Origin of the sequence: Roseateles sp. DAIF2, assembly GCF_015624425.1 — a bacterium.
Classification (GTDB): Bacteria; Pseudomonadota; Gammaproteobacteria; order Burkholderiales; family Burkholderiaceae_C; genus Kinneretia.
Genome location: NZ_CP049919.1, coordinates 2,748,856 through 2,774,065, shown reverse-complemented (window position 1 = coordinate 2,774,065; position 25,210 = coordinate 2,748,856). Strand labels below are relative to the sequence as shown.

The window sequence follows — 25,210 nt, the reverse complement described above, 5'->3', positions numbered from 1 at the left end:
GTCAGCCCCGCACGCCGCTCTTGGCCGCTCCCGCCGGAGCTTCGCCGCGTTCGGCCTCGCTGGCGGCACGCAGTCCCGGGATCCGGCGCCACCAGCGTCCGTCCGGTATCGGCTCGCGCTGCCAGCGCTTCTGCTCGACCCAGGCGCGGCTCAGCACGATCAGCACCATCAGGTTGTACGGCAGATCGAAGTAGGCCAGGCTGAGGAAGGCGCCCCCCACCGCATAGCCGATCAGGGCCACCTGACACATGGCGCCCAGGTCCGACGCCCAGCGAGCCTCCGGGATCTTGACCGCCTCGGTGCGCAGCCACCCGGCCCAGCGATAGCTGACAAACCACATCGCCAGGAAGATCGCGAGCCCGACGAAACCATGGTGGCCCAGCACCTGGAAGTAAATGCTGTGCGCTACCGGTGTGCCGAACTCAAGGCCATAGGGCGAAAACTGCAGGAACAGCGACTCGCGCGCCGCCTCGAAGCCCACACCGAAGGGATAGTGGAAGGCCAGGTTCCAGGCGGTCCACCAGGCCGCGATGCGCCCCAGCGCCGAACGATCCTCCTGATAGGTCTGGATGGTGTTCATCCGCGACGACCATTCTTCGGGCATGAAGGCCACCAGAGCCACCGCCGCGATAGCAATCACCAGCCCGCCCAGCAGGCGGCTGCGTCCGCGCCACCACATCATCAAGGTCATGGCCGACATCGCCAGCAGGCCGCCGCGCGAGTGGCTGCCCAGGGCCGCCGCCGCGCACAGCAACATGACCACCGTCATCAGGTGCCGGCCCCATTTGCTCTGCAGCTGCATCTGCAGAAAACGCAGCAGCGGAATGGTGATCGCCAAGGCCAGGGCGAACTCGTTATTGCCCTCGATGTAACTGCCCGGCGGCCCCCAGACCCGGTAGGAGCCCCCGGTCAACACCGTGAACACGCCCCCCTTGGCTCCCAGTAACGCCAGCGAGCCCGCGGCTACCCAGGTCAGGGCGAAGATATGCTGCTTTGATATCAGCACGGCCATCGCGACGAGGATCATCAGGTCGATCTTCATCACCTTGTTCCACTGCTCATAGTCCTTGTCCGGATCCAGACCGACCAGCCAGGACACGGTGATCCAGACCATGAAAACCAGCAGCCAGCGCGCCGGCGCGTTCTTCAGCGGCGACTGCTTCTCCGCCGTCGCCAGCAGGCCCACCAGGGTGCAGGCCGCGGCGAGCGCGGCCAGCGGCGCGTCATGCGCGAAGCCCCAGGTATAGCGATGCGGGTTCATGATGCTGAGCCAGGTCCAGACCATCACCCCGATCCAGGGGAAACGCAAGGCCGCCAGCGAACCGATCAGCACCGGCAGGAAGACGAGCAGGTCACGCATGCTTCAACACCTCAGACCGCGTGGCTGACCACATAGCGGAACTTGCCCGAGCGCTCCGGCGGGATCGCATCGACCAGGCGCACCTCGACCTCGACCTCGGCGCCCAGGCGGCGCTTGAAGCCGGCGGCGATCTGGGCCGGGGCCTCGGGCGCGAAGCCGGCCTCGGCCACCAGCAGCACCTCGGTGCGGCTGCGGCTGTGCTGCACCACCTTGAAGGAGCGCAGCCCGGCCAGGTCGCGCAGGATGTAGATCAGCGCCAGGCCATGCATCACCGTGCCGTCGGCAGCGACGACAAAATCGGTGTTGCGGCCCTGGATCTCCTTGAGCATCGGCAGGCCGCGACCGCAGGGGCAGGCGGCGGTGTCGAGCACCGCGATGTCGCCGGTGCGGTAGCGCACGAAGGGGAAGTCGCGCGTCGCCAGATGGGTGACGACGATCTCGCCGGCCTGCCCCGCCGGCACGGGCCGGCCGTCACGGTCGACCAGCTCGACGATCACGTCCTCGGCCGTCAGGTGCATGCCGCCCGAGGGGCATTCATGGGCGATGAAGCCGGCGTCACGACCGCCGTAGCCGTTGGCCACCCGGCAGCCGAACACGCGCGAGATCAGCTCGCGCTGCTCGTCGTAGAGCCGCTCCGAGGTGACGAAGGCCACCGCGATGCCCAGATCATCCATGCGCTGGCCGCGCGCCTGGGCATGGCGCGCGATATAGGACAGGGCCGAGGGATAACCGAACAGCATCTTCGGCCGCTTGGCGCGGATCGCCGCGATGAAGCCGTCCAGCTTGGCCTCGGACATCTGGAAGGCCGGCAGCAGCTCGGTGCGCAAGAGCCGGTCGCGCCAGGCGCGGATGCGGTCCTGCGAGCCGAGCTCGATCGGCGAGCCCCAGACCACGATCTCCGGATCGCCAATGTCGACGTCCCACCAGCGGGTGGCGCGCCATTTGGCCGCCACGTCATGGCTGACGCGCCGCTTGCCGATGAAGAAGACCAGCGGTTCGCCCGAGGAGCCACCGGTGTTGAAGCGCGCCAGGCCGACGGCGCGCTCGCTCTTCAGCGCCTCGGTATGGGCACGGATCTCGGCCTTGGTCAGGAAGGGCAGGCGCTGCAGCTCGGCCAGCGAGCGGAACTCGCCCGCCCGGATGCCCTCGCGCGCGAACAGCTCGCGGTAATAGGGCACGTCGCGGCCGATCTCGCGCAGCAGCTCGTTCAGGCGCTGCAGCTGCAGCGCCTCCAGCGCCGCCGGAGCCAGCCATTGGCTGTGCTCCAGCCCGCGGCGCAGCGCCACACTGTCATGGCCCTTCAGGCGCTCATGCAGCGGGAACAGCAGCGAGGAGGCCAGGCGGGTGTAAGCGGACGACATGGCGAATAGCTCAGGAACGCGGAACGAGTAGATCGGAGGCCGTCGGCGCCTGCAGGCTGCGCCGGTAGAAGGCGGCCAGCAGCGGGCCGATCTGCGCCCAGGTGTAGCGCTGCACCTCGGCCAGGCCGTTGCCGCGCAGGGTGTCGTGCAGGAGCTGGTCGTCGAGCAGGCGCAGGATCGCATCGCGCATCGCCGCCACGTCGCGCGGCGGCACCAGCAGCGCGGTCACGCCATGCTGCACCAGATAGGGCACGCCGCCGACATCGGTCGACACCACCGGCACGCCGCTGGCCAACGACTCCAGCACCGAGTTCGGCATATTGTCGGCCAGGCTCGGGTTCAGGCTCAGGCGGCTCTGGCGGTACAGCTCGGCCATGCCCTCGCGCTCGACCCGGCCGGCGAAGCGCAGCGCCTCCTCGCCCAGGCCCAGCTCGCCGGCCAGCGCGCGCAGCGCCGGCTCGTCCGGCCCGGTGCCGGCCACCGTCATGCGCAGGCCCGGCCGCTGCTGGCGCACCGCGGCGAAGGCACGGATCGCGGTCGCGTTGTCGTACAGCGGCTCCAGATTACGCGCCACCAGCAGGTGCAGCGCCGGCGCGGCGGCCGTCTCGGCGGGACGGAAGCGCCGCAGGTCCACCACATTGGGCAGCACCTCGGCGCGATAGCCATGGTGCGCGAACACCGCCTCCAGGAAGCCCGAGGGCACCAGCAGCGCGCTGACGCGCCGCAGGCTGGCACCGATCAGGCCGGGCGAACGCTCAAGGAACTTGCCGGCCTCGCCGCCGCGGTAGTTGATCAGCACCGGGCGGCCACGCAGATTGGCGATCCAGATCGCCGGTGCCGCGAACAGATGCCAGGACCAGCCCGAGTTGGCCATCACATGCAGCAGCTCGTTGCGGCCGGCGGCGCGCCACAGCGCCCACAGATAGGGCAGCAGGCGGAACAGCGCGCGCAGCCCCGGCAGCTGGCCAACCCAGACCGGCCGGTAGGCCGTGTTGGTCTGCACCAGCTCGACCACGGCCCCCTCCCCGCGCAGCAGCTCGGCCAGCTGTCGGGTCTGGTTCGCCATGCCACCGGCCGGCGGCGGCAGCGGCCCCACCAGCGCGATGCGCAGGCCCTTGAAGCCCATATCACCCGTCCCGCTCATCAGGCCAGCGCCTCGCGGGCGCCGCCCAGCAGGGCCTGGTAGACGCCGGGATAGTTGGCCACCGAGGCGCGCCAGTTGCGCTCGGTCTCGACGAAACGCCGCCCCTGCGCGCGCAGGCGCGGCCAGGCCTCGCGATCGGCCAGCAGGCGTTCGACCGCGCCGGCCAGCGCATCGGCGCGGCCGGCCGCGAACAGCAGGCCAGTCTCGCCATCACGGATCAGCTCCTTGTGGCCGCCGACATCGGAGGCCAGCAGGAGGCGGCCCTGGGCCATCGCCTCCAGCGGCTTGAGCGGCGTGACCAACTCGGTCAGGCGCATCGAATGGCGCGGATAGACCAGCACGTCGACCAGGTCGTAATAGCGGGTCACCTCGGCATGCGGCACGCGACCGGTGAACACGATCTTGTCCGCCAGGCCCAGCGCCTGGGCCTGGGCCTTCAGCGCCGCATCCTGCGGCCCGCCACCCACCAGCAGCACCCGCACCTCGGGACGCTGGGCCAGGATCGCCGGCAGCGCCTGCAGCAGCAGGTCCAGGCCTTCATAGGCATAGAAGGAGCCGATGAAGCCCAGCACCGTGGCGCCACTCAGGCCCAGCCGCGCCTTCAGCGCCTCGTCGGGCTGGCCGCCGGGCTCGAAGGATTCGATGTCCACCGCATTCGGGATCACGGTCACCTTGGCCGCCGGCACGCCGCGTGCGACGATGTCACCGCGCAGGCCTTCGCAGATCGTGAACACATGGTCGGCCCGCTTCAGCGCATGGGTCTCCATCGCGCGGGTCAGGCGGTAGCGCAGGCTGCCCTCCTTGGTCGTGCCATGGTCGACCGCCGCGTCCTCCCAGAAGGCACGCACCTCGTAGACCACCGGGATGCCCAGCCGCCGCCCCACCTTCAGCGCTGGCAGCGCATTCAGCACCGGCGAATGGGCATGGATCAGCTGCGGCCGCAACTGCTCGGCCACCTGCTGCAGGCGCGCCTCCAACTGGCGCATCAGGCGCAGTTCGCCCAGGCCCGGCAGGCCGCCGGATGCAGCGACCGGCGTGCGGTGGAAATGCCAGCCGTCGACCGTCTGCTCCGCCAGCGCTCGCTCGGCCGCGTCCTTGTCGGCCAGGCCGGCGCCATGCTTGGGGCTGGTCAGGTGATGGGTGTCCCAGCCCAGGCGGCGCTGCTCGCGCAGCAAGGACAGGGTGCGAAAGGTGTAGCCGCTGTGCAGCGGGATCGAATGATCCAGGACATGGAGAACACGCAAGCTCATGACAGCACCAGGGCCTCCTCACCGGCACGGGTCGGCGTCGGCGCCGCCGACAGGGTGGACACGCCACCATCGACGACCTGGCGCAGGAAGGATTCGAACATCAGGAGGGTCCACAGCGGCGCGCTGTAGTCGCTGGCGCCGCTCTGATGCGCCTCGACCAGATGGCGCAGATAGTCGGGGTTGAACCAGCCGGTGGCGGCCAGGCGCTCGCCCAGCACCGCGTCGCGCACGCGCTGCTTCAAGGGGCCGCGGAACCAGCGCGCCAGCGGCACCGCGAAGCCCATCTTGGGGCGGTACAGGATGTCGTCGGACAGCTGCGGCTCCATCGCCTTCTTGAACAAGTACTTGCCCTCCTGGCCGCGGATCTTCAGGCTCGAGGGCAGACTGCCCAGCCATTCGACCAGCTCATGGTCCATCAGCGGCTCGCGCACCTCCAGCGAATGGGCCATGCTGGCGCGGTCCACCTTGGTGTTGATGTCGCCGACCAGATAGGTCTTCAGGTCCAGGTACTGGATCAGGGCCAGCGGGTCGTCGGTGCCGGCGCGCCGGGCATGGAAGTCGAACACCTCCTGCGCGCTGTAACCGGCCAGCTCGGTCTTGAAGCGCGGGCTGAACAGCTGGGCGCGCATCGGGCCGCGCAGGATCGAGACCGAATGGAAATAGGCTTCTACCGAGCTGCGCGCCATGCCCTCGAAGGTGGTCTTGGCGCGCAGCACGCGCGGCGCCCAGTCGGCCTTCGGATAGACGCGGCCCAGCAGGCCGAACAGCGGCTGGCGCAGCCCGGCCGGCAGGGCCGAGCGCATGCGTTCCTCCATCAGGTGCAGGCGGTAGCGGCGGTAGCCGCCAAAGCTCTCGTCGCCACCGTCGCCGGACAGCGCCACGGTCACATGCTTGCGCGCCAGCTGGCAGACGCGGTAGGTCGGGATGGCCGAGCTGTCGGCATAGGGCTCGTCATAGAGCCGCGCCAGCAGGTCGATCAGGTCGAAGTCGTCGCTCTTGACGGTCTCGACGCGGTGGTTGGTCTGGTAGCGGTCGGCGACAATCTGCGCGAAGGCCGATTCGTTGAAGGCCGGATCGTCGAAGGCGATCGAGCAGGTGTTGACCGGTCCATCGGACAGGCCAGCCATCGTCGCCACCACCGCGCTGGAATCGACCCCGCCGGAGAGGAAGGCGCCCAGCGGCACCTCGGCGATCATGCGCAGGCGCACCGACTCGCGCAGGCGCTCGCGCAGCTCGGCCTCGGCATCCTGCTGCGAGATCTTGTTGTCCAGGGTGAAACGCACATCCCAAAAGGGCCTGGGCTCGGGCAGCGGCTGGCCGCGCCGGATCGTCAGGGTGTGGCCGGGCGGCAGCTTGCGCGCCTGCTTGAAGATGCAGCGCGGCTCGGCCACATAGCCGAGCGCGAAATACTCTTCGACCGCCAGCGGGTCGATCTCGCGCTTCATGCCGCCGCGGCCGTCGTCATAGGCCAGCAGGGACTTCAGCTCGGAGCCGAACAGCAGCAGGCCGTCGTCCAACAGGGACCAGTACATCGGCTTCACGCCCAGGCGGTCGCGCGCGATGAACAGGGTCTGCTTGTTGCGGTCCCAGATCGTGAACGCGAACATGCCGCGCAGGCGCTGGACGCAGGCCTCGCCCCAGGCCTCCCAGGCATGCACGATCACCTCGGTGTCGCTCTTGGTGTGGAAGGCGTAGCCCAGGCCCTGCAGCTCGGCCATGAGGGGCTGGTAGTTGTAGATCTCGCCATTGAAGACGATCACCACCGAGTGGTCGGCATTGAACAGCGGCTGCTGGCCGGTGGCGATGTCGATGATGGACAGGCGGCGATGACCGAAGCCCAGGCCCGGCTCCAGATGGATCGAGCCCTCGTCGGGGCCGCGGTGCCACTGCGAGTCGTTCATGCGCTGCAGCCGCTCGGGCGCGAGCTCGCGTGCCGCACGGGTGTCGAATATGCCGGTGATGCCACACATGGTCGTCAGCCCTTCTTGCTCAGCTCTTTTCGCAGGTGGACCCGCGCAGGCGCCTGCGCGGCCAGCAGTTCATCGTAAAGCGACTGGTAGCCGGCCACCATCACCGACAGCGCAAAACGCTGTTCGGCCGCGGCCCGGCCGGCGCGGCCCATCGCGCGGCGGCGCTCGGCATCATCGGCCAGCGCGATCAGCGCGGCGGCCAGCGCCGCCGCATCGGCCGGCGGTACCAGCAGGCCGGTGCGGTCCTGTTCGACCAGCTCGACATTGCCGCCCACCGCGGTGGCGATCACCGGCAGGCCGCTGGCCATCGCCTCCAGGATCGTGTTGGACACGCCCTCGGCCAGCGAGGGCAGCACGAACAGATCCAGCCCGCGCATCCAGGCCGCCACATCGCCACGCTCGCCAGGCAGCCACGCCAGCGCGCCAAATCCCGCGTCGTCGATCAAGCCTTGCGCCGCGCCGCGCAGCGGGCCGTCGCCGGCCATCACCAGGCGCAGCTTCGTGCGCAGATCCGGGCGCTGCTGCAGGGCCAGCACGAAGGCGCGCGCCAGCAGGGTCTGATCCTTGACCTGCTGCATGCGGCCCACGGTGCCGATCAGCAGCAGTGATGCGTCGGTGCCGAAGGGGCAGCCCTCGATGGGCTCGCGCCGCGGGGCCGGCGTGAAGCGCTGGGTGTCGACGCCGTTGTAGATCTGCCTGATGCGCGCCGGCGCGAAGCCGACGCGCTGCTGCAGATAGCCGGCCAGGTCCTGCGACAGCGCGACGAAGCGCTGCACGAAGACGCCATAGAGCCGGCGCAGGCGCTGGTAGCCGCGATGGCTGCCATCCAGATCGCTGACGTCCCGGCCATGCTCACCATGCACGCGCACCGGCACGCCGGCCGCCCAGGCCGGCACGGCCACCTCCAGCGCGGCCAGATTGCGGGTATGCACGACCGCGGGCTTGAGCTCGCGCAGCAGCCGGTACAGGCGCGGATAGAGCCAGAAGCCATGGCCCGGCGGCTTGTGCAGCGCAAGGAACTGCACATCGGACCGGCGCACCCGTTGCTTGAACTCGGTCACCTCGGTCAGCGCCAGCACCGCGTGGCGATAAGCACCGGGGTCCATGTGGTTGATCAGGTTCACCACGCCGTTCTCCAGCCCGCCGGTATCGAAGCGATACACGACGTGCAGGATCAGCGGGCGTGGGTCCGGTTGCATGGATGAAGACAGCGGGAACTCAGAGGCGCCAGACCTTGTAGCCGGCCTCGGTCAGCCCCTGCTGGTCGAACGCTGCCTTGACGTCGATGAAGGCGCCATTCTTCACCAGCTTCTTGCCCAGGTCCTCCAGACTCAGGGCGGCGAACTCGCGGTGCGCCACCGCCGCGACGATCGCATCGGCGCGCGGCAGCTCGTCCCAGGGCAGCAGCTGCACGCCGTACTCGTGCATGGCCTCCTCGCCTTCCGCCTGCGGGTCGGTCACGAACACCTCGACGCCGTAGCTCTTGAGCTCATGGATGATGTCGATCACCTTGGAGTTGCGCAGGTCGCCGCAGTTCTCCTTGAAGGTCAGGCCCAGCACATTGACCTTGGCGCCCTTGATATAGCTGCCGCTGGCGATCATGTGCTTGATGGTCTGCTCGGCGATGAACTTGGCCATGCCGTCGTTGATGCGCCGCCCCGCCAGGATGACCTGCGGGTGGTAGCCGATCATGTCGGCCTTGTGGGTCAGGTAGTAGGGGTCGACGCCGATGCAGTGCCCACCCACCAGGCCCGGCTTGAACTTCAGGAAGTTCCACTTGGTGCCGGCGGCCTCCAGCACCTCGGAGGTGTCGATGCCGATCTTGTCGAAGATGATGGCCAGCTCGTTCATCAGCGCGATGTTCAGGTCGCGCTGGGTGTTCTCGATCACCTTGGCGGCCTCGGCGGCCTTGATGCTGGAGGCCCGGTGCACGCCGGGCTCGACGATGGTCTCGTAGAGCTTGGCCACCTTGTCCAGGGTCGCGGGCGTGTCGCCGGAAACGATCTTCAGGATCTTGGTCAGCGTGTGTTCCTTGTCGCCCGGGTTGATGCGCTCGGGGCTGTAGCCGACAAAGAAGTCCTGTTTCCACTTCAGGCCCGACTCCTTCTCCAGCACCGGGATGCAGACCTCCTCGGTGGCGCCGGGGTAGACCGTGCTCTCGTAGACCACGGTGACGCCCTTCTTCAGGTGGCGGCCCACGCTGGTGGAGGCGCCGATCAGCGGGCGGAAGTCGGGGATATGGGCCTCGTCGACCGGGGTGGGCACGGCCACCACGATGATGTCGGCCTCGGCCAGCAGGGCCGGGTCGGCGGTGTAGACGGCATGGGTGGCAGCGCGCACCTGCTCGTCGCTCAGCTCGCGCGAGGGGTCGGTGCCGCGCTGGCAGGCATCGACCTTGGACTGCGCGATGTCGAAACCGATCGTGCGCATGTGCTTGCCGAATTCCACCACCAGGGGCAGGCCCACGTATCCCAGGCCGATCACCGCTACCGTGCTGCTGACGCTGATGCTCATCTCTAGATCCTCTTCTTGGTCGGAGCCGCCTTCACCGGCCGGCTGTCTGTTTCAGCAGGGCATCGATCGACGCCCAGTTGTCCTGCAGGAATTCACGCAGCCGCCTCTCGGCCGGCCCGCCATTGTCCGAAACATCGTCGGTGTAGACGACGATGGAAGCCGCATCGTCGCCCTGCCCGCGCAGGCGCTGCCAAGCGCCAAGAGCCTTGGCCAAGGTCGGACTGGCGACTGGGCGCCCATCGACCCAGTAGATCTGCCAAGCCAGCAGGCGTGTGCCACTGGTGCCCCCATCAACACGTCCAGCGCGCAGGTCGGCCCCCTGCAGGGTTATGGCATCCGGCCCCAGCAGCAATGTTTGTGTTGAAGCAGCCAACTGTGCCCACTGCTTGTTCTCCGAATGCACCAGCTGGTTCTGCGAACTGATCAGCTTGCTGTCATACGCCTGCTGGCGGTAATAGGCGAGGTGCAGCCCCACACGCTCGCCATCGCGGGCATAGACCTGCTGTACTTCGGCCACCGGGTTTTCAAAAACCGGCTGCCAAGTCGTCAGCGGCTGGTCTTGCCGTGCCCAACCAGACAAAGTCGGCGCCGGCATCTGCAGCGCCGAACGCGCCCCCTGGTTTTCAAGCCGACTCAACGCCAATGGAGGCAGCATGAACACGACCAGCGCCAGCAGCGGCGCCAGCCACATCGTCCCCGATACGGTTGCCATCCGTGCCGACGCCTGCGGCGCAGCGGCGGCGGGCTCGGCCTCGGTCCAGCGTGCGCCCACCATGAACATCGCCAGCATCAGGATGCCGAAAAACACCCAGCCATAGATCAGGTGATCTGCGCCGGCGGCCAGCTTGTTGTCCGACAGATGGCCCAGCATCACGATCAGGTAGGCGCGCAGCCAGTTGCCGAGCAGCGGCAGCAGGATCGCGACGCCGATGAAGATCAGGCGCCGGCGCAGGCTGTAATAGCTCAGGTAGGCGAACAGGGTGCCCACCATCACCGAGGCCATCAGATAGCGCAGACCGCTGCAGGCCTCGACCACCGACCAGTTGCCGGAGGGGATCACGAACTGCAGGCCCTCGCGGTAGACCGGGATGCCGCTCAGGCGCAGCGCCGCGACGGTGAAGTCCGCGGTCATCTCCATCAGCCCGGGCAGCATGAACTCGCCGATCGGCACCGAGAAGAACAGGAAGGCCAGCGGGAAGATCAGCACGCGGGTGGCCTGCCAGCCCCACAGCAGCGGCACCAGCAGCACGATCTGGGCCACCAGCGCCAGCTGGGTCAGCGCATTGACCGCGACCAGTTCGCCCAGCAGCCAGGCCAGCGACGCCAGAGCCAGCGGCAGCAGGAACCACAGGTTGGGTCGAGGCGTCAGCGCGGCCAGCGCGGTGCGGCGGCGCCAGATCAGCCACAGCGCGATCGGCGGCACGACGAAGGCATGGGCAAAGGTTTCGGAGCGCTGCCAGATGCCCACCATCGCCAGGCCGGTCTCGCGGTACAGCCACAGCAGGGCCAGCAGCGCCAGCACCATCAGCGGTAGCGCGCGGCGCCAAGCGGGCGTCGGCCCTGGCCCGGAAGGCGCTGCCGGAAGAACCATGCTCATGCCGCCTCCGTTTGCAGGGCCGGATGCGCCGGCGGGAAGCCGGGGCGCGGGGGCAGTTCGGCCAGATAGCGATCGATGCCGGCCAGCCGGGCCGCCCAGCTATAGCCGTTCAGCACGCAGCGGCGTCCGGCACGGCCGATCTCGGCCGCCCGGGCCGGGGCCTCCAGCAACGCGCCGATCGCGGCCACATAGGCCTCGGCATCGGTCGCGCCCAGCAGATCCTCGCCGGCGCGGGCGTCGATCGCCTCGACGCAGCCCTGCGCGGCCACCACCGGGCGGGCCATTGCCATCGCCTCCAGGATCTTGTTCTGGATGCCGCGCGCCAGCCGCAGCGGCGCGACCACGACGGCCGCATGCTGCAGATAGGGCCGCACATCGTCCACCGTGCCGGTCACCACCACATCGGGACCGGCCAGGGCCGTCACCGCCGGCGTCGGGCTGCGGCCGACGATGTAAAAGCGCAGGCCCGGATGGCGGCTGCGCAGCCGCGGCAGCACCTCGGCCGCGAACCAGGCCACCGCGTCCTCGTTGGGCCAGTAGTCCATCGCCCCGGTGAACACCAGGGCCCGCTCGCCCGCCGCGAAGGGCGAATCGCGCTGCACGGCCGGCGCGAAGAATTCGGCATCGACGCCGTTACCCAGCGCCTCGACGCGGCCGCGCGCGGCCGGCGCCTGGCTGCGAAACAGCGCCACCTCCTTGTCGGTGACGAAGAAGGAGCAGAGCGCCCGCTCCACCATGCGGGCCTCGAAGTCGAGCAGGCACCGCCCCTCGCGGCGGTACAGCCAGGACAGCGGCCAGCGCCGGCTGCCCGCGTACTCGCTCCACTTGGCCGAGTCGAGATCGACGAAGTCAAGCACCAGCGGCAGGCTGGCCGGCGCGTACTGCGCCATCGTCGAGGAGAACACCACCACCGCGTCGGGTGCCTCGCGCTGCACCGTCTCGTCCACCCAGCGCGCCAGCGCGGCGTCGCGGTAGTAAGGGAGGCTCAACGCCTCGCCGCTCAGCAGCCCACGCAGGCTGGCCAGCTTGGCCCGGCCCGGGTGCAGCCGCACCGCCTGCAGGCTGGTGCACAGTTCGCGCACGCGGCCGAGATGCTGCAGGTCGTCCGGGTCGTCGACAAAGGTCCCCAGATGCACCTCATGGCGCGCCGCCAGATGCTTCAGCAGATGATAGGAGCGCACCTTGTCGCCCTTGTTGGGCGGGTACGGCAGGCGGTGCACCAGATAGAGCAGCTTGGCCATGCAGCCGCCTCACCCCAGGTTGCGAACGATATGCGGCCCCAGCCAGTTCGCCCAGGCCAGCGGCATGCGGCGCCAGGTCTTGATCAAGAGCTGGTACTTGGCGTTGCTGGGGTTGTTCTGGGGCACGGTCTCGCGCTTGTAGAGGCAGTACTCGTAGTGCAGCGGCGTCGGCTCGAAACCCCAGTTCTTCTTGAACGCATAGGAACCCGTGCCCTGCTTGCTGCGGCCATAGTCAAATACCTTGAGCCCGCGCGCGCAGGCGCGGCGCATCAGCTCCCAGTATTTGAAGTCGTTGGCGGCGAGATCCCGAGCCGCCACGGCGTCGCCCGCATAGTAGGGCAGCACCTCGTCGCGGAAGTAGAAACTGAGCACCGAACTGAGGGGGGTGCCCTGCGCATCGGTCACGGTCAGCAGCTCGCAGTCGGCGCCGAACTCCTCCAGCAGCGCATCGAAATAGCGCTTGGGCATGGCCGGCGTGCCATGCCGGTGCACATTGCCGGCATACAGCTCGAAGAAGCGGCCGGTGTCGGCATCGAGATGGCTTTGCAGCCCGTTCTTGATGCCCTTGCGCACCATCGCGCGCTGCTTGCGCGGGATGGCCAGCATATTGGACTCCTCCTCGGGCAGGATCTCCTTGCGGAAGGTCACATAGAGATCCTGGTGCGGCCAGTCGGCATGGCGCCGCTCGACATTGCGCAGCTCCAGATGCTCGGCGCCGAGCTGCTGGGCCAGGGCCTGCGCCTCCCGCTCCAGCGCCGCGGCGGTCTCCTCGTTGTCGGCCGCGACGCCGCCATAGACCGCGAACGGAAGACCGACCAGGGCATGGCCGAACAGCCGGCTCTTCACCTGAGCCAGCGGCAGCACGCCCTCGATGCGGCCGGCCCGCTCGGCATAGAGGAAATAGCAGGGATGGCCGAACACCTCGCCGACCAGGCGCATCCAGCCGGCCCGGTGGAAAAAGCTGGCGCGCGGGCAGCCAAGCACGAAGGCATCCCAGCGCCGGGCGTTCTCGGGCTCGCCCGCGCCCAAGCGCAGGACCTGCAGGGACGGCGCCGTCATGCCGGCACTGCCGCCGCGGGCGCGAGGCCGGCCTGGCTGCGGCCAAGGAAGATCTCGTCCATCCGGCCCCATTCGAAGTCGCGCAGCAACTGGGCGATACGCGCCTCGGTGCGGCCGATGTTCACGTAATGGCGAAAACGCGTCTTGGCATCGATGCCGGCGATGCGCGGCTGCTCCGCGTCGATCTCCCAGGGGTGGAAGTAGAACACCGCGGACTGCTGGTCGCGTTGATTGACCTGGCCGATCAGCCAGCGCGACAGCGCATAGGGCAGCAGCCGGAAATAACCGCCGCCGCTGGACGGCCAGTTGCGGCCGCGCAGGCGCAGGGTGGTGACCGGCACCTCCAGCAGGCCCTCGCGCACGGGATAGGCGAAGCGCGGCGAATCCGGCATGCCGTAATGGTCGTGGCGGATCGGGTAGACGCTGGAGCTGTAGCGGTAGCCGCAGTCGCGCAGCACGTCGAAGGCCCAGAGATTGCGTTCGCCGATCGAGAAGCTCGGCGCCCGGTAGCCCAGCACCTCATGCCCGCCGATGTCCTCCAACAGCCGCTTGGCGCGGCCGACATCGGCACGGAAGGCCTCGGGGCTCAGGTCGCTGGCGCGCTCATGGCCATAGCCATGGCTGGCGAGCTCGTGGCCACCGGCGACGATGCGGTGCACCAGCTGCGGGTAGCGCTCGGCCACCCAGCCCAGGGTGAAGAAGGTGGCACGGGTGCCGCGCTCGGCCAGCAGGGCCAGGATGCGGTCGACATTGCGTTCGACCCGGCATTCCCTGGCATCCCAGTCGCCGCGGGCGATATAGGGTGCGAAGGCGGAGACCTGGAAGTAGTCCTCCACATCGATGGTCATCGCGTTGCGCGGCCGGGCTTGGCGGTTGGGCATCAGCATGGTCGGGCCTCCAAGGGTCAGGACCGGGGTTCGCCGGCGCCGGGTTGCGACTGCTGGCTGACGGCATCGACCAGCCTCTGCAACAGCCCCAGGGTCTGCAGATTGATGCGCTCCAGACGGATCAGGCTCTGCTCCAGGCGCTGCAACTGCCCGAGCTGCTGGTCCTGGCCCAGCGCCGCGATCTCGCCGCCCAGGGCCTCGGCCTCCTCCACGCCCAGGCGCAGTCGGCCGAGATCCAGATCCAGCGGCCCATGCGCATGGCCATTGAGCGCCGCCGGGCTCGCCAGGGTCTTGGCCGGGGTCTCGCTCTCCTGCGCGATGTCGCGCAGCACCTCGTCGATGTCGTCCTTGCCCAGATGGGCCTTGCCGGCCATGAAGCCGAGCAGCAGCAGGCGATCGCACAGCGAATTGATGCGGCGCGGAATGCCTTGGCTCGCCTGGTGCAGGACCGGGAACACGTCTGGATCAAAGCTGGGCTTGCCGTCGCTGCCCGCGCATTTCAGGCGGTGCTCGATATAGCGCTGGGTCTCGTCCTCGTCCAGCGGGCCGATATGGCAGGTGGCCGCAACGCGCTGGCGGAACTGCTCCATCTCGGGCTTTTGCAGGATGCCGCGGAACTCCGGCTGGCCGACCAGAAAGGTCTGCAGCAGCGACTGGTTGCTGAACTGGAAGTTCGACAGCATGCGCAGCTCCTCGACCGCGCGCGCACCAAGGTTCTGCGCCTCGTCGACGATCAGCAGGCAGCGCTTGCCCTGGCTGGTCTGGTTGACGAAGAAGGCCTCCAGGGTCATCAGCAGCTCGGACTTGGGCAGGTCCTTGACCCGCACGCCAAAGGCCGCGCCGACCATGCGCAGGGTGTCTTCGGCATCGAGTTGGGTCGTGACCAGATTGCCGATCACGACATTGCTGCGGTTCAGGCTGTCCAACAGCCCGCGCAGCAAGGTGGTCTTGCCCGCACCGATCTCGCCGGTGATGACGATGAAGCCGTCATTGCGCAGCACGCCATAGTCCAGATAGGCCTTGGCGCGGCGATGCTGCTTGCTGCCGAAATAAAAATTGGGGTCCGGGCTGAGTTGGAACGGCTTGCTGCTCAGCCCGTAGAACGCTTCATACATGGGCGGCTGCTCTAGAACTGCTGGGTGTAGGTGGCGAGCACGGCGTTCTCGCGGTAGGGCTGGGTGGGGCTGTTAAAGCGGTTATGGCGAACGCCTACGGTGAGGTTGTTGTACGGTCCGAGACGGGCATTCCAGTTGGCGATCAGCGACTTCAGGTCGGTGCGCTGACTGTCCAACTCGCCTTGATTCTTCTGCTGGGTCAGCAGCACGCTTGCGCTGCTGATCGGCGTCAAGCGATAGGCGATATTGACCGAGAAGCTGCGCAGGTCCAATCGATTGGTCTGAGCAAAGTCATCGTTGCCACCCGCCGTCGGATCGATCTTGTTGCTCTTGGTTCGACTCAACAGAAAGGTCACCGTGCTCCGTTGCCCTTCCAGCGCAAAGGACAGTTCCTGTCGGCGCATCAGGCTCGCTGTCGAGTTCATGAAGCCACCAATGGCGATGGCATTCGGATTCAACCCAAGCAGCCCCAGAAACTGACGAACCAGCAGGTCGCGCTTTCGCAAATCGGGCTCGCGGGAAGCAAACAGCGAGAAGAACAGATCGTAGTTGGTCATCGCCCCGGCATTGCCCTGCGGGCCGGCAACGTTCGCAATCTGCGTATCCGACACCCGCCATACCGAGCGCGCCATGCGGTGCTCAAGGCTCAAGGTATGCGAGTCCCCATAGTCGTGATGCTGCCAATCCGCCGCCGCTTTCGTACGAGGCGTCGGCAACCAATTGGCGCTGGCGCCATAGGTGTTGCCACTCTCCTGGGACAAGGTGGTGAAACTGTTGCGCTCCTTGCCCAAGGTCAGTCCAAAGTTCCACTCAGGATCCGGGCGGAACAGCAGGGTGCCGGTGACCATGGAGCTTTCGGTATACCGCCCACCGCCGGGCCGCCAGCGCTGGTTCGACAAAAAGGCCGACCAGCCAAACAGACTTTGCGCGCTGAGGCCACCCAATTGGAGCGATAAGCCGCGGCTGCTGAGATCGCCATTGGTGGCATCCTTGGCCCGCGACTCGTTGATGTCCGCCCGCAACTCATAGCTGGCCACACCCCTCAACTGGCCACGCAACGCTGGCGACAGCCCCAGCGTGTAGAGCTCGGAGACGTTGCTGTTGGGCAGGGTTGGATCGATCGACCCGGTCCCGAAGGCGGAGCGTGGCTGCTGGGAAATCGAGGCTCGAGCATCCAGCACAAACCAGTTGTCGATCAGATCGGCACTGCCGCGGGCCGACAGCTGGTTCTGCACCCGGCTGGGCTCGTTGCTCTTGCTGTACAGCAAACCGTTCAGCGCATAGTCCAGCGAGCCTCTCACTCGGCCGCCGGTGGCACTGATCCGGATGCCCGGCGCGATCGTTGAGATCAGCGCCACATCCTTATCATGGGTGCGCAGCTTGAGGTTGTCGGTCAACGTCTCGGTGACGCTCAGACGCGGCTCGATCAGCAGTCTGGGCCGGTTGCTGGAGGCCGCCCCGCCCTCCCCCTCGGACTGAGCCCAAGCCTGCGCCGCCAGCAACGGCAGCAAGACTCCCAGACACAAACCACCAAAGCTCTCAGGCTTTTTGCGCTTCATTGTCCTGTCCGTATCCGTAGCCATAACCGTAGCCATAACCGTAGCCGTAGCCATAACCGCCGCCGGCGGTGGCTCGGGCCTGGTTCAGCAGCAGCATCTTGACCGGACAGGTTTCGATCGTGGCAACGGCCTGTTGCACCGCACTCTGCGGTGTTTTGTCGGCATGCACCACCATCACGATCTGGCCCATATGGGAGGCCACCACGCGCGATTCGGTGGTCAGCAGCAGCGGCGGTGAATCGAAAATGATGATGCGATCAGGATAGCGCTTGGCCATTGCGTCCAGCAGATGGCTCATCGCATCGCTGGCCAGCAGTTCGGTGGCGCGGGCATGCGGCGTGCCGCTGGGCAGGATGGTCAGCTTGTCGACATTGGTGCGCAGCAGCACGCTGGCCATGTCGACCTGATCCTCCAGCACATCCAGCAGGCCCGGCCCTTGCGGCAGGCCCAGCATGCGCAGCACCGAGGGGCGAGCCACATCGGCGTCGACCAGCATCACGGTGTTGTCCATCTCGGCCGCGATGCTCATCGCCAGGTTCAGCGAGGTAAAGCTCTTACCCTCGCCGGCCAACGCGCTGGTCACCATGATCAGGTTGGCATGGTTCAGGGTCGCCGCGCCCTTGCCCATCGCATTCTTGATCAGCGGCCGCTTGATCACCCGGTACTGGTCGGCGATGTGGGTGCGCGGCGCATTGGGCGTCAGGAAGCCCTGGGCGGCCAGCGCCTGCAGATCCAGGTCCACACGTTTGGACTGAGGATGCGGAGCCTCCGACACAGGATCCTGTACCGGCGGGGTGACAAAGGACGGCTCGACCGCTGCGGGCTTCACGCCAGCCGTGTCACCGGGCAGAGAGACCCCGGCCTGCCGCAGTTGCTCAAGGCGCTGCGCCGCCTGTTCGATAAGGCTGCTCATTCAACCCGCCTGTCTGCTAATCAGAATCGCCATCACCACCAGGCCCAGCGCATACACGCCGATCAACCCGCCCGAGGCCGCGCCAAAGCGCAGCAGGTCGATGCGCTCGCGACGGCGCTCACCCGGTGTCGCCAGGCGCGACACCACCCCCAGCACGGGCAGCTCGGTGCGTAGGCGCAGTTCGTTGCCATCATGGAACACCGGCCGCAACTGGCTGGCAGCAAATGCGGTGAACAACCCGGCGCCCAGCGCGACCGCGAGCGCACCGCCCAGCAGCAGCAGCCGATTCGGCGCCACCGGCTTGGACGAGGCGCGCGGCGGATCGATCAGGCGGAAGTCCGCCACACCGGAAGCAACATCGAGTTCTCCCGAGATCGCGGCCGACTCGCGCCGGGCCACCAGGTCCTCGTAGTTCTTCTTGTGGATCGCATAGTCGCGATTGAGCTGGGCAGCCTCGGCTTCCAACTGCGGCGAGGTTTTCATCGCCGCCATCGCCTGCGAATAGCGGCTCGAATACTCCGCCACACGAGCACGCAAGGAGGCTACCTGCACCTCGGCGGCGGCCAGCATCCGGGCCATTTCCTGCTGCATCATGCTGCCGCCTGCACCACCGGCCTGAGGCGCCGCCAGCGCGGCCTTGCGCAACTCGGCCACCTCCTTGGTCTTCTGCTCCTCCAGATCCTTGATCAGCTTGCGCGTGCTGATGATGTCGGGATGCTGCTCGGTATAGCGCTGCAGCAGCGCATCCAGGTTGCGGCGCTGGGCGTCCAGGCGTGCATCGATCTCGGGCGTCGCTATGTTCAGCGACGACTCCTGGAGCAGACTCTGCGTGGTACCGCCGGCGTTGCGGGAGCGCTCACCAGCCAGCTGCTGTTTCGCCGCGTCGCGTGCGTTCTCGGCCTCGCGCAACTCCAGCCGGGAACGCTCCAACTGGCCGCTGAGCTCGCTCAGTCTGGACGCGGAATCCTTGCCATCACCCGACATCATCTGGATATTGCGCAGCCGGAACTCCTTCAGGCGACCCTCGGCCTCCTCCAGCTTGGTCTCGTAGTTCTTGATCTGTTCGTTGATGAAGGTCGCGGCGGTCGCGGTGTCCTTGCGGCTCGCGCCCAGGCTGGACTCGACGAAGATCGAGACCAGCGATTGCACCACCCGCTTGGCTGTCTCCGGATCGCTGTCCCGGTACGCCAAGGTATAGAGGTTGTCTCGTCCCGTGCTCTGGATCGACAGCGCCTTGGTGACCGAGTCGATCATCGCTTCCTGCTGGGCCTTGGACTGGCTCTTCAGGTCCAGATCGGCCATGCGCACCAGCTTCTCGACATTGGGCCGGCTGATCAGCGTGCGGCTCAGCATCACCACCTGTTGCTCGACATTGGGCTGCACGGCCAGCCCGGACATCAGCGGCTTCAAGATGGACTGAGTGTCCACATAGATGCGGGCGCTGGCCTCGTAACGGTCGGGCATCATGAACACGACCCCCGCACCAACGGCACCCGCCACCCAGGCCACGAGAACCGCGGGCCAGCGGTATTTCCACATGCTGCGCGCAATGGAAAGAATCTGGGCAATCAATAAATCCATCGAGATACGGTCGGGCTGAACACGACGCGCCGGCTGAACATCAAGAGCCCCCGGAGATAGCTCCAGGGGTGCGGGTCGGAACCGTGCCTCCTCAGAAGAAGCTCTGCGGAATGATCAGGATATCGCCGGGCCGCATCTCGACATTGGCCGCAACATCGCCGCGCTTGAGCAGATCGGACAGGCGCACCGAGTACTGCTTGTTGCCGTCGCCGGTGCGCAGGATGGTTGCCTGGTTGCCGGCGGCAAAGTCGGTCAAGCCGCCGACGGCGATCATGACGTCCAGCAGGGTCATCTTCTGCTTATAGGGCAGGAACTGGGGCTTCGCCGCTTCGCCGACAACGCGGATCTGCTCGCTGTAGGGGCCAACGAAGGCGGTGACGATCACCGTGACCACCGGGTCGCGCACATACTTGCTCAACTGCTTTTCGATGTCGCGCGCGATCTCGACCGAATTCTTGCCCTGGGCCACGATCTCGTCGACCAGCGGCGTGGAGATCTTGCCGTCCGGCCGCACCGGCACCACGGTCGACAGCTCGGGGTTGCGCCAGACGATGATGTTCAGGCTGTCGCCCGGGCCCACGATATAGCTGTAGTCCTCGGTCGAGGCGGACACCGGCGCCGCGGGAAACTTGTTGCCACCGAACCCGGCACATCCGGCCAGCACGGCGGCCACCACGCACAGAGCGGCCAGACGCAGGCCACGGGGAATGAAGGCAATTCTGGTATTCAAAGCTCGTCCTCTGTTGATTCGACAAACAACATTGATGGATGCATGCGGGCCATCGCCGCCGCTTGTGTCACACCCCAAATCACAAGACATATGCTGAGCTGATGCCGACCGATGATGCCATAGCGTATCGGCGAATCCACAGGCAGATCTAATGGTTTGTATTTGCGCCCATGCGGACTTTCACACGATTCCAATGTCGAAATGGAGAAATCCGGCTCCGACATCACCCATTCCCCATTGCACCGCATTGAACCACCTGCGGGTATCCCTTGATTAGGTGCACCTAGGGCGTAGAAAACAATGGCAAGTTGTAGCGACCGGGCGCGATCACGTCATGGGGATCCAGCACCGACTTCAGAGACCTTAGGGTTTCCCAGAATGGATCGCCGGAACGCACGACCTGTTCCATCATGTCCGCCCGCGCGCGATAGACCTCCAGGCCGCGCCTCCGGATGCATTCATACAAGGCGTCGGCACAACGCAGGGCTCGCGCCACCGCATCCGGCTTGCTACGGTCAAACAACAGATTCGCCACCGCTACCAATGAACTAGGGGTCTCTATATTGAGCGTCACATAAAGCTCATGCCCAAAACCCTGAGCTACCGTTTTCATCGCTTCAACCGTAGCCGCCGCAAAAGCACCATCCATCGGTAGCGCCGGATTGATGAAGAGCAGGCCGCAATTGGTTTGATCCAGCTGGGTTGCCGGCAAGCCGGCCGCGCCGAAACGCCAGGTCAGGTTGTCGATGGCCGCATCGGTCGGCACCCCGGAAGCCAACCCATGCAGAGGCCGGATCGCCGCGATCGCCGCGGCATTGGCGCGCGCAAACGGCAGGAAGCGCAGACGGTGCAGCAGACCGTAGCCCAGCGCCAGCTTGGCATCGTCGACCAGGGTGATACGCGCCAATCCACCCAGACGAGAGCGCACCTCTGCAATCGCCGCGCGCACCTGCCCCTTGGTACCCGAGACTCCACCCAGACTGGCCCATTCATAGGGCGCCACGCGCAGCAGCGCGGCCTGTGCCTGCATCTCCAGTTCCGCTCCGGCCAGCCCGCAATGCTCGGCCAGATAGCCCGAGATGCCACTCATCATGCTGGCCTGGGTGCGCACCCGGTTGCCGATATGGGTCACCGAACTCATCACGCCTTCGCGCTTCAGCGCCGCCAGCCCGTCGATCAGCCGCGGCAGATCCTCCGGCCGGCGCAGGGCCAGCGACACCGCCACCCGGCAGGGTGGCTGCGGCAGCAACCGGAAGCAGGCGCTGGTCACGATGCCAAAGTTGCCCTGAAAGAAGAGACCATCCAGCATCGGCCCGAGGCCGTAGGGATGGGTATGAGCCAGGGGCGAGCCTTCCCCGAGGCGCCGAAAGCCGGTACGCAGCACCTGCCCGGTGCCGGTCACGACCTCCAGCGCAAACAGGTCCTCGCGCCGCGGCCCCAGGTAGCCGACCCCGCGGTCGAGCGCGTTGCCCAACAGGCTGGTCCCCCGCGCCGATCCCGTCACATTGAAAGTCAGCGCCGGGCAATGGCGCTGCAGCGAGTCATAGAGTTGTCCCTGGGTCACCCCGGGCTCAATCAGGGCGACCGGGTTGTTTGCCGAGTAAGGCCGCACACCCGGCTCGCCGTCATCGCGGCCCGGCTCATTGCGGATCCGATCCATCTCACTGAGGTCGACCAGCTCGCAATCCGGCATCACCGGCGAACCGGAGCCATAACCCCAGTTGAGCCCGGTCGAAACCGGGTAGAGCCGGCGCCGCCCCTGGTGTGCCTGCCGCACCAGCTCGACCACATCCCTGACGGATTTCGGCCGGTGCACCGCCCTCACCGCTTGCTGGCGCGCCGTGATGTTGAGTGTTGTTGCCTTATCCAAACCTTCCCCACGCCGCCGACCGCTGGACAGCCGGCCGAATGCTAACAACGCCTCGGGGTTTTCACTCTCGGCAGCAAGAACCGAAGCCCCACCATTCGTGGGGGTGCCGCCCGACCGATAAGCCCGGTCACAGGCTCGGCATCTGGGCACAATCGACCGTTCGGTGAAATCCGGTGAGCAGACGCATTCTTGCGCTCCTGCCCACATCCTGGTTTTGTATCGCGAGCCGACCCCATGGTCCGAGTTCTGTTGAGCGGAGCGAATCGATGAAAGAACTTTCCGGGCGAGCCCGCCTGAGCCTGCTGCTGAGTGCAGCCCTCCTTGCCGGCTGTCTGGGCAAGAGCGAGCAGGACCTGATCGTGTCCGGCAAGCAGCTGAGCGGCAAGGGTGATCTGAATGCCGCCCTGATCGAGTTCAAGAATGCCCTGCAGCAGAACCCGAACTCGGCCGAGGCCCGCTTCCTGCTCGGCAAGGCCCTGTTCGACAAGGGCGACTATGGCACGGCCATCATCGAACTGCGCAAGGCCCAGCAGCTCAAATACTCGCCGACGGAGCTGGTGCCTCTGCTGGCGCGTGCCAGCCTTGAGGTCATCGCACCGGCCCGCCTGATCGAGGAATTTTCTTCCCAGGTGCTGGACACCGTGGCTGCCAATGCGGATCTGCGCACCTCGGTGGCCCGCGCCCATTCCCGGGCCGGCGACCTCGACAAGGCCAAGACGCTGCTGCAGACCGTGCTGAAGGACTCCCCGCAGTTCTCGCCGGCCCTGCTGGCCAAGGCCAGACTAGAGAGTGCGGCCGATCCCTCCGCATCGCTGGTCATCATCGACCAGGTCCTGGCTCGCGAGCCCAAGAACATTGAAGCTTGGCTGCTGCAAGCCGACATCAAGCTGTTCAGCCAGCGCGATGTGGCTGGCGCCACTCAGGCCTATCAGCATGTACTGAGCTTGCAGCAGGACCATGTGCTGGCTCGATCCGCGCTGTACTCGATCGCGCAACTGAACAAGGATCAGAAGGCCGCTCAGCAGCAGCTGGATCAGCTCAAGAAGAGTCACCCCACTCACCCTCAGACGCGCTTCCTGCAAGCCCAACAGGCCTATCAAGGGGGTGATCTGAAAACCGCCAAGGAAATCCTCCTGCAGTTGATGAGCCGCGGTGGCGAGACCGGGCGGATATTGCAACTGGCCGGCACGATTGAGGCCCAGAACGGCTCACTGCTGCAGGCGGAAACCTATTTGAGCAAGAGCCTGCAGCAGGCCCCAGATCTGCTGGATGCTCGACGGCTGCTCGCCCAGGTTCAGTTGCGAACCGGCCAAGCGCAGAAAGCCCTGACCACCCTGAAGCCCGGGCTGCAGGAAGGCTCTACCGACGCAGCCATGCTGTCGCTGGCTGCGCAAGCCCATTTGCAAAATGGCGACCCCAAGGCTTCCGAAGCCCTCTTCAAACAGGCCGCCCGGCTCGATCCCAAGGACAGCAAGGTCCGCACTGCACTGGCACTGAATCGCCTGGCCAAGGGAGAAAGCGCCCAGGCCATCGACGAGCTGAGCAACATCGCCAGCGCGGACGAGCGCGACACCTCGGCCGACATCGCCCTGGTCAGCGCCCATATGGCGCGTCGACAGGTCGATGCCGCCTTGCGCGCCATCGATGCACTGGAAAAGAAAATCCCCGACAAGCCTCTGCCGGAGGAAATGCGCGGACGCATTCATCTGCTGCGCAACGACACCAATGCAGCGCGCAAGAGCTTCGAGACGGCACTGGCCCGCGACCCCAAGTACTTCCCCGCTGCCGCGGCCCTCGCCTCGCTCGATCTACAGGCCCGCCAGCCCCAGGCAGCGCTAAAGCGGTACGAAACCCTGCTCGCGGCCGATCCAGACAATATGCGTGCGACTCTCGCGGTCGCCGAGTTGCGCGCCCAGACCGGAGCACCGAAAGAGCAAGTCAGCCAATTGCTTGAGAAGGCCATCAAGCAAGCACCGGCCGAGCCCGGCCCCAGGCTGTTGCTGATCGCGCATCAACTGGCAAGCCAGGACATCAAGACCGCGTTGGCTACGGCACAGGCGGCCAATACCGCGGTCCCCAATCACCCCGAAATACTCGATGCCCTTGGACGCGCGCAGCTGGAGGGTGGGGACTACAACCAGGCCATCAATACGTTCAATAAACTCGCGCTGCTGCAACCCAAGCAGGCCCGGCCGCTGGTGCGTTTGGCCGATGCACAGATCGTGGCCAAGCAGATGGACAACGCCATCCACTCCCTAAAGAAGGCCGTCGAGATCAGTCCCGATTTGCTGATTGCACAGAAGAATCTGATCGCTTTGCTGCGCCAGACCAAGAAGTTCCCCGCCGCTCTTGAGCAAGCGCGCGCCTACCAGGGACGCCATCCGAAGGACCCGCTGGGCTTTTCCTATGAGGGAGACATTCAGTTCGACTTGAAGCGTTGGGATGCAGCAGCATCAGCCTATCGGGAAGGACTGAAACGCAACGGTCCGGAGTTGCTTGCAACCCGTTTGCACGCCTCGTTGATGCGGGCACAGAAACGTGCCGAAGCCGACCAGTTCGTTCATACCTGGTTGAACGACCACCCCAAGGACAGACAGATGCGCACCTATCTGGGCGACGTCGCGGCCTTGGGCGGCGACTTTGCGGGCGCCGAATCCCGATACAGAGAAGCCTTGGCTCTGGATCGCAAGGACTCGCTTGCCCTGAACAATCTGGCCTACGCCATGCTTCGCCAAGGCAAGCCGGGGGCCGCCAAGGTGGCGGAAGAGGCAGCAAGCCTATCCCCCAACAGCCCCGCCGTTCTGGACACCTGGGCAACCGCCCTGGCGGCCGAGAAAGAGCTGCCGAAGGCCCTGGAAAAGGCTCGCAAAGCCCACGAACTTGCCCCCGACACACCTTTGTTCCAACTGACCCTGGCCAAGATCCTCATCCAGAACGGCGATAAGACCCAAGCAAGAACCCATCTCGAAAAGCTACGGTCACTAGGCGATATCTTCAGCAATGAACAGGAAGTGCTGCAATTGCTGAAACAGCTTTAGGGCTGCGGCTGTTACTCTTCC

The 25,210-nt window shown here is 66.4% G+C and carries 18 protein-coding genes; 1 reads left to right on the top strand and 17 read right to left on the bottom strand.

The features are described 5' to 3' along the window. Position 1: 1 nt before the first annotated feature. The 17 genes from G8A07_RS12710 to G8A07_RS12630 form a co-directional block, all read right to left on the bottom strand. On the bottom strand, positions 2 to 1,360 hold the full coding sequence (locus tag G8A07_RS12710) for a putative O-glycosylation ligase, exosortase A system-associated (protein WP_195797336.1): 1,359 nt from the start codon (positions 1,358 to 1,360) through the stop codon (positions 2 to 4). 11 nt (positions 1,361 to 1,371) lie between these two features. Continuing rightward, entirely contained in the window at positions 1,372 to 2,721 is a 1,350-nt protein-coding gene (locus G8A07_RS12705) for a phenylacetate--CoA ligase family protein (RefSeq protein ID WP_195797335.1), read from the bottom strand. A 10-nt stretch (positions 2,722 to 2,731) separates the two neighbouring features. Next, on the bottom strand, positions 2,732 to 3,865 hold the full coding sequence (locus tag G8A07_RS12700; RefSeq protein ID WP_213086274.1) for a glycosyltransferase family 4 protein: 1,134 nt from the start codon (positions 3,863 to 3,865) through the stop codon (positions 2,732 to 2,734). Then, positions 3,865 to 5,109 (bottom strand): TIGR04063 family PEP-CTERM/XrtA system glycosyltransferase, encoded by a 1,245-nt coding sequence (locus G8A07_RS12695; protein ID WP_213086300.1) that lies wholly within the window; start codon positions 5,107 to 5,109, stop codon positions 3,865 to 3,867. Before G8A07_RS12695 ends, G8A07_RS12700 begins: the two co-directional genes overlap by 1 nt. A 2-nt stretch (positions 5,110 to 5,111) precedes the next feature. Continuing rightward, positions 5,112 to 7,085, bottom strand: coding sequence for an XrtA/PEP-CTERM system amidotransferase (locus G8A07_RS12690; RefSeq protein ID WP_195797333.1), 1,974 nt, complete (start codon positions 7,083 to 7,085; stop codon positions 5,112 to 5,114). Between the two features lie 5 nt (positions 7,086 to 7,090). After that, on the bottom strand, positions 7,091 to 8,284 hold the full coding sequence (locus tag G8A07_RS12685; protein WP_195797332.1) for a TIGR03088 family PEP-CTERM/XrtA system glycosyltransferase: 1,194 nt from the start codon (positions 8,282 to 8,284) through the stop codon (positions 7,091 to 7,093). Between the two features lie 19 nt (positions 8,285 to 8,303). Then, positions 8,304 to 9,599, bottom strand: coding sequence for a nucleotide sugar dehydrogenase (locus G8A07_RS12680; protein ID WP_195797331.1), 1,296 nt, complete (start codon positions 9,597 to 9,599; stop codon positions 8,304 to 8,306). A 31-nt stretch (positions 9,600 to 9,630) separates the two neighbouring features. Continuing rightward, the gene (gene xrtA, locus G8A07_RS12675) at positions 9,631 to 11,196 is read right to left on the bottom strand and encodes an exosortase A (RefSeq protein WP_195797330.1); all 1,566 of its coding nucleotides are present in this window, start codon (positions 11,194 to 11,196) and stop codon (positions 9,631 to 9,633) included. After that, complete coding sequence (locus G8A07_RS12670) at positions 11,193 to 12,437, bottom strand: TIGR03087 family PEP-CTERM/XrtA system glycosyltransferase (protein WP_195797329.1); 1,245 nt, start codon at positions 12,435 to 12,437, stop codon at positions 11,193 to 11,195. Before G8A07_RS12670 ends, xrtA begins: the two co-directional genes overlap by 4 nt. A 9-nt stretch (positions 12,438 to 12,446) precedes the next feature. Beyond that, entirely contained in the window at positions 12,447 to 13,496 is a 1,050-nt protein-coding gene (locus tag G8A07_RS12665; protein WP_195797328.1) for a FemAB family XrtA/PEP-CTERM system-associated protein, read from the bottom strand. Continuing rightward, positions 13,493 to 14,377, bottom strand: coding sequence for an XrtA system polysaccharide deacetylase (locus G8A07_RS12660; RefSeq protein WP_213086299.1), 885 nt, complete (start codon positions 14,375 to 14,377; stop codon positions 13,493 to 13,495). Before G8A07_RS12660 ends, G8A07_RS12665 begins: the two co-directional genes overlap by 4 nt. Before the next feature lie 23 nt (positions 14,378 to 14,400). Next, the gene (locus tag G8A07_RS12655; RefSeq protein ID WP_195797326.1) at positions 14,401 to 15,498 is read right to left on the bottom strand and encodes an XrtA/PEP-CTERM system-associated ATPase; all 1,098 of its coding nucleotides are present in this window, start codon (positions 15,496 to 15,498) and stop codon (positions 14,401 to 14,403) included. An 11-nt stretch (positions 15,499 to 15,509) separates the two neighbouring features. Further along, complete coding sequence (locus tag G8A07_RS12650) at positions 15,510 to 17,057, bottom strand: TIGR03016 family PEP-CTERM system-associated outer membrane protein (RefSeq protein WP_195797325.1); 1,548 nt, start codon at positions 17,055 to 17,057, stop codon at positions 15,510 to 15,512. Beyond that, positions 17,038 to 17,970 carry an XrtA-associated tyrosine autokinase gene (locus G8A07_RS12645; RefSeq protein WP_195797324.1) on the bottom strand — a complete coding sequence of 311 codons (933 nt, stop codon included), beginning with the start codon at positions 17,968 to 17,970 and terminating at the stop codon, positions 17,038 to 17,040. Before G8A07_RS12645 ends, G8A07_RS12650 begins: the two co-directional genes overlap by 20 nt. Continuing rightward, positions 17,971 to 19,551 (bottom strand): XrtA system polysaccharide chain length determinant, encoded by a 1,581-nt coding sequence (locus tag G8A07_RS12640; protein WP_195797323.1) that lies wholly within the window; start codon positions 19,549 to 19,551, stop codon positions 17,971 to 17,973. 91 nt (positions 19,552 to 19,642) lie between these two features. Continuing rightward, positions 19,643 to 20,281, bottom strand: a complete 639-nt coding sequence (locus tag G8A07_RS12635; protein ID WP_371816448.1) for an XrtA/PEP-CTERM system exopolysaccharide export protein — start codon at positions 20,279 to 20,281, stop codon at positions 19,643 to 19,645. 283 nt (positions 20,282 to 20,564) lie between these two features. Then, a complete protein-coding gene (locus tag G8A07_RS12630; protein ID WP_195797321.1) occupies positions 20,565 to 22,199 on the bottom strand; it encodes an FAD-binding oxidoreductase in 1,635 nt (544 codons plus the stop codon). Positions 22,200 to 22,417: 218 nt separating this feature from the next. Between G8A07_RS12630 and prsT the strand changes: the two genes are divergently transcribed. Continuing rightward, positions 22,418 to 25,189 carry an XrtA/PEP-CTERM system TPR-repeat protein PrsT gene (prsT, locus tag G8A07_RS12625; protein WP_195797320.1) on the top strand — a complete coding sequence of 924 codons (2,772 nt, stop codon included), beginning with the start codon at positions 22,418 to 22,420 and terminating at the stop codon, positions 25,187 to 25,189. The last annotated feature ends 21 nt before the right edge of the window (positions 25,190 to 25,210 follow it).

Excerpts from the sequence above, each read along its gene's own strand:
- G8A07_RS12700 (WP_213086274.1), bottom strand. The coding sequence starts at position 3,865 with ATGAGCGGGACGGGTGATATGGGCTTCAAGGGCCTGCGCATCGCGCTG.
- G8A07_RS12710 (WP_195797336.1), bottom strand. The coding sequence starts at position 1,360 with ATGCGTGACCTGCTCGTCTTCCTGCCGGTGCTGATCGGTTCGCTGGCG.
- G8A07_RS12640 (WP_195797323.1), bottom strand. The coding sequence starts at position 19,551 with ATGGATTTATTGATTGCCCAGATTCTTTCCATTGCGCGCAGCATGTGG.
- G8A07_RS12655 (WP_195797326.1), bottom strand. The coding sequence starts at position 15,498 with ATGTATGAAGCGTTCTACGGGCTGAGCAGCAAGCCGTTCCAACTCAGC.
- G8A07_RS12690 (WP_195797333.1), bottom strand. The coding sequence starts at position 7,085 with ATGTGTGGCATCACCGGCATATTCGACACCCGTGCGGCACGCGAGCTC.
- G8A07_RS12660 (WP_213086299.1), bottom strand. The coding sequence starts at position 14,377 with ATGCCCAACCGCCAAGCCCGGCCGCGCAACGCGATGACCATCGATGTG.
- G8A07_RS12685 (WP_195797332.1), bottom strand. The coding sequence starts at position 8,284 with ATGCAACCGGACCCACGCCCGCTGATCCTGCACGTCGTGTATCGCTTC.
- G8A07_RS12645 (WP_195797324.1), bottom strand. The coding sequence starts at position 17,970 with ATGAGCAGCCTTATCGAACAGGCGGCGCAGCGCCTTGAGCAACTGCGG.
- G8A07_RS12665 (WP_195797328.1), bottom strand. The coding sequence starts at position 13,496 with ATGACGGCGCCGTCCCTGCAGGTCCTGCGCTTGGGCGCGGGCGAGCCC.
- G8A07_RS12705 (WP_195797335.1), bottom strand. The coding sequence starts at position 2,721 with ATGTCGTCCGCTTACACCCGCCTGGCCTCCTCGCTGCTGTTCCCGCTG.
- G8A07_RS12650 (WP_195797325.1), bottom strand. The coding sequence starts at position 17,057 with ATGAAGCGCAAAAAGCCTGAGAGCTTTGGTGGTTTGTGTCTGGGAGTC.
- G8A07_RS12670 (WP_195797329.1), bottom strand. The coding sequence starts at position 12,437 with ATGGCCAAGCTGCTCTATCTGGTGCACCGCCTGCCGTACCCGCCCAAC.
- G8A07_RS12680 (WP_195797331.1), bottom strand. The coding sequence starts at position 9,599 with ATGAGCATCAGCGTCAGCAGCACGGTAGCGGTGATCGGCCTGGGATAC.
- xrtA (WP_195797330.1), bottom strand. The coding sequence starts at position 11,196 with ATGAGCATGGTTCTTCCGGCAGCGCCTTCCGGGCCAGGGCCGACGCCC.
- prsT (WP_195797320.1), top strand. The coding sequence starts at position 22,418 with ATGAAAGAACTTTCCGGGCGAGCCCGCCTGAGCCTGCTGCTGAGTGCA.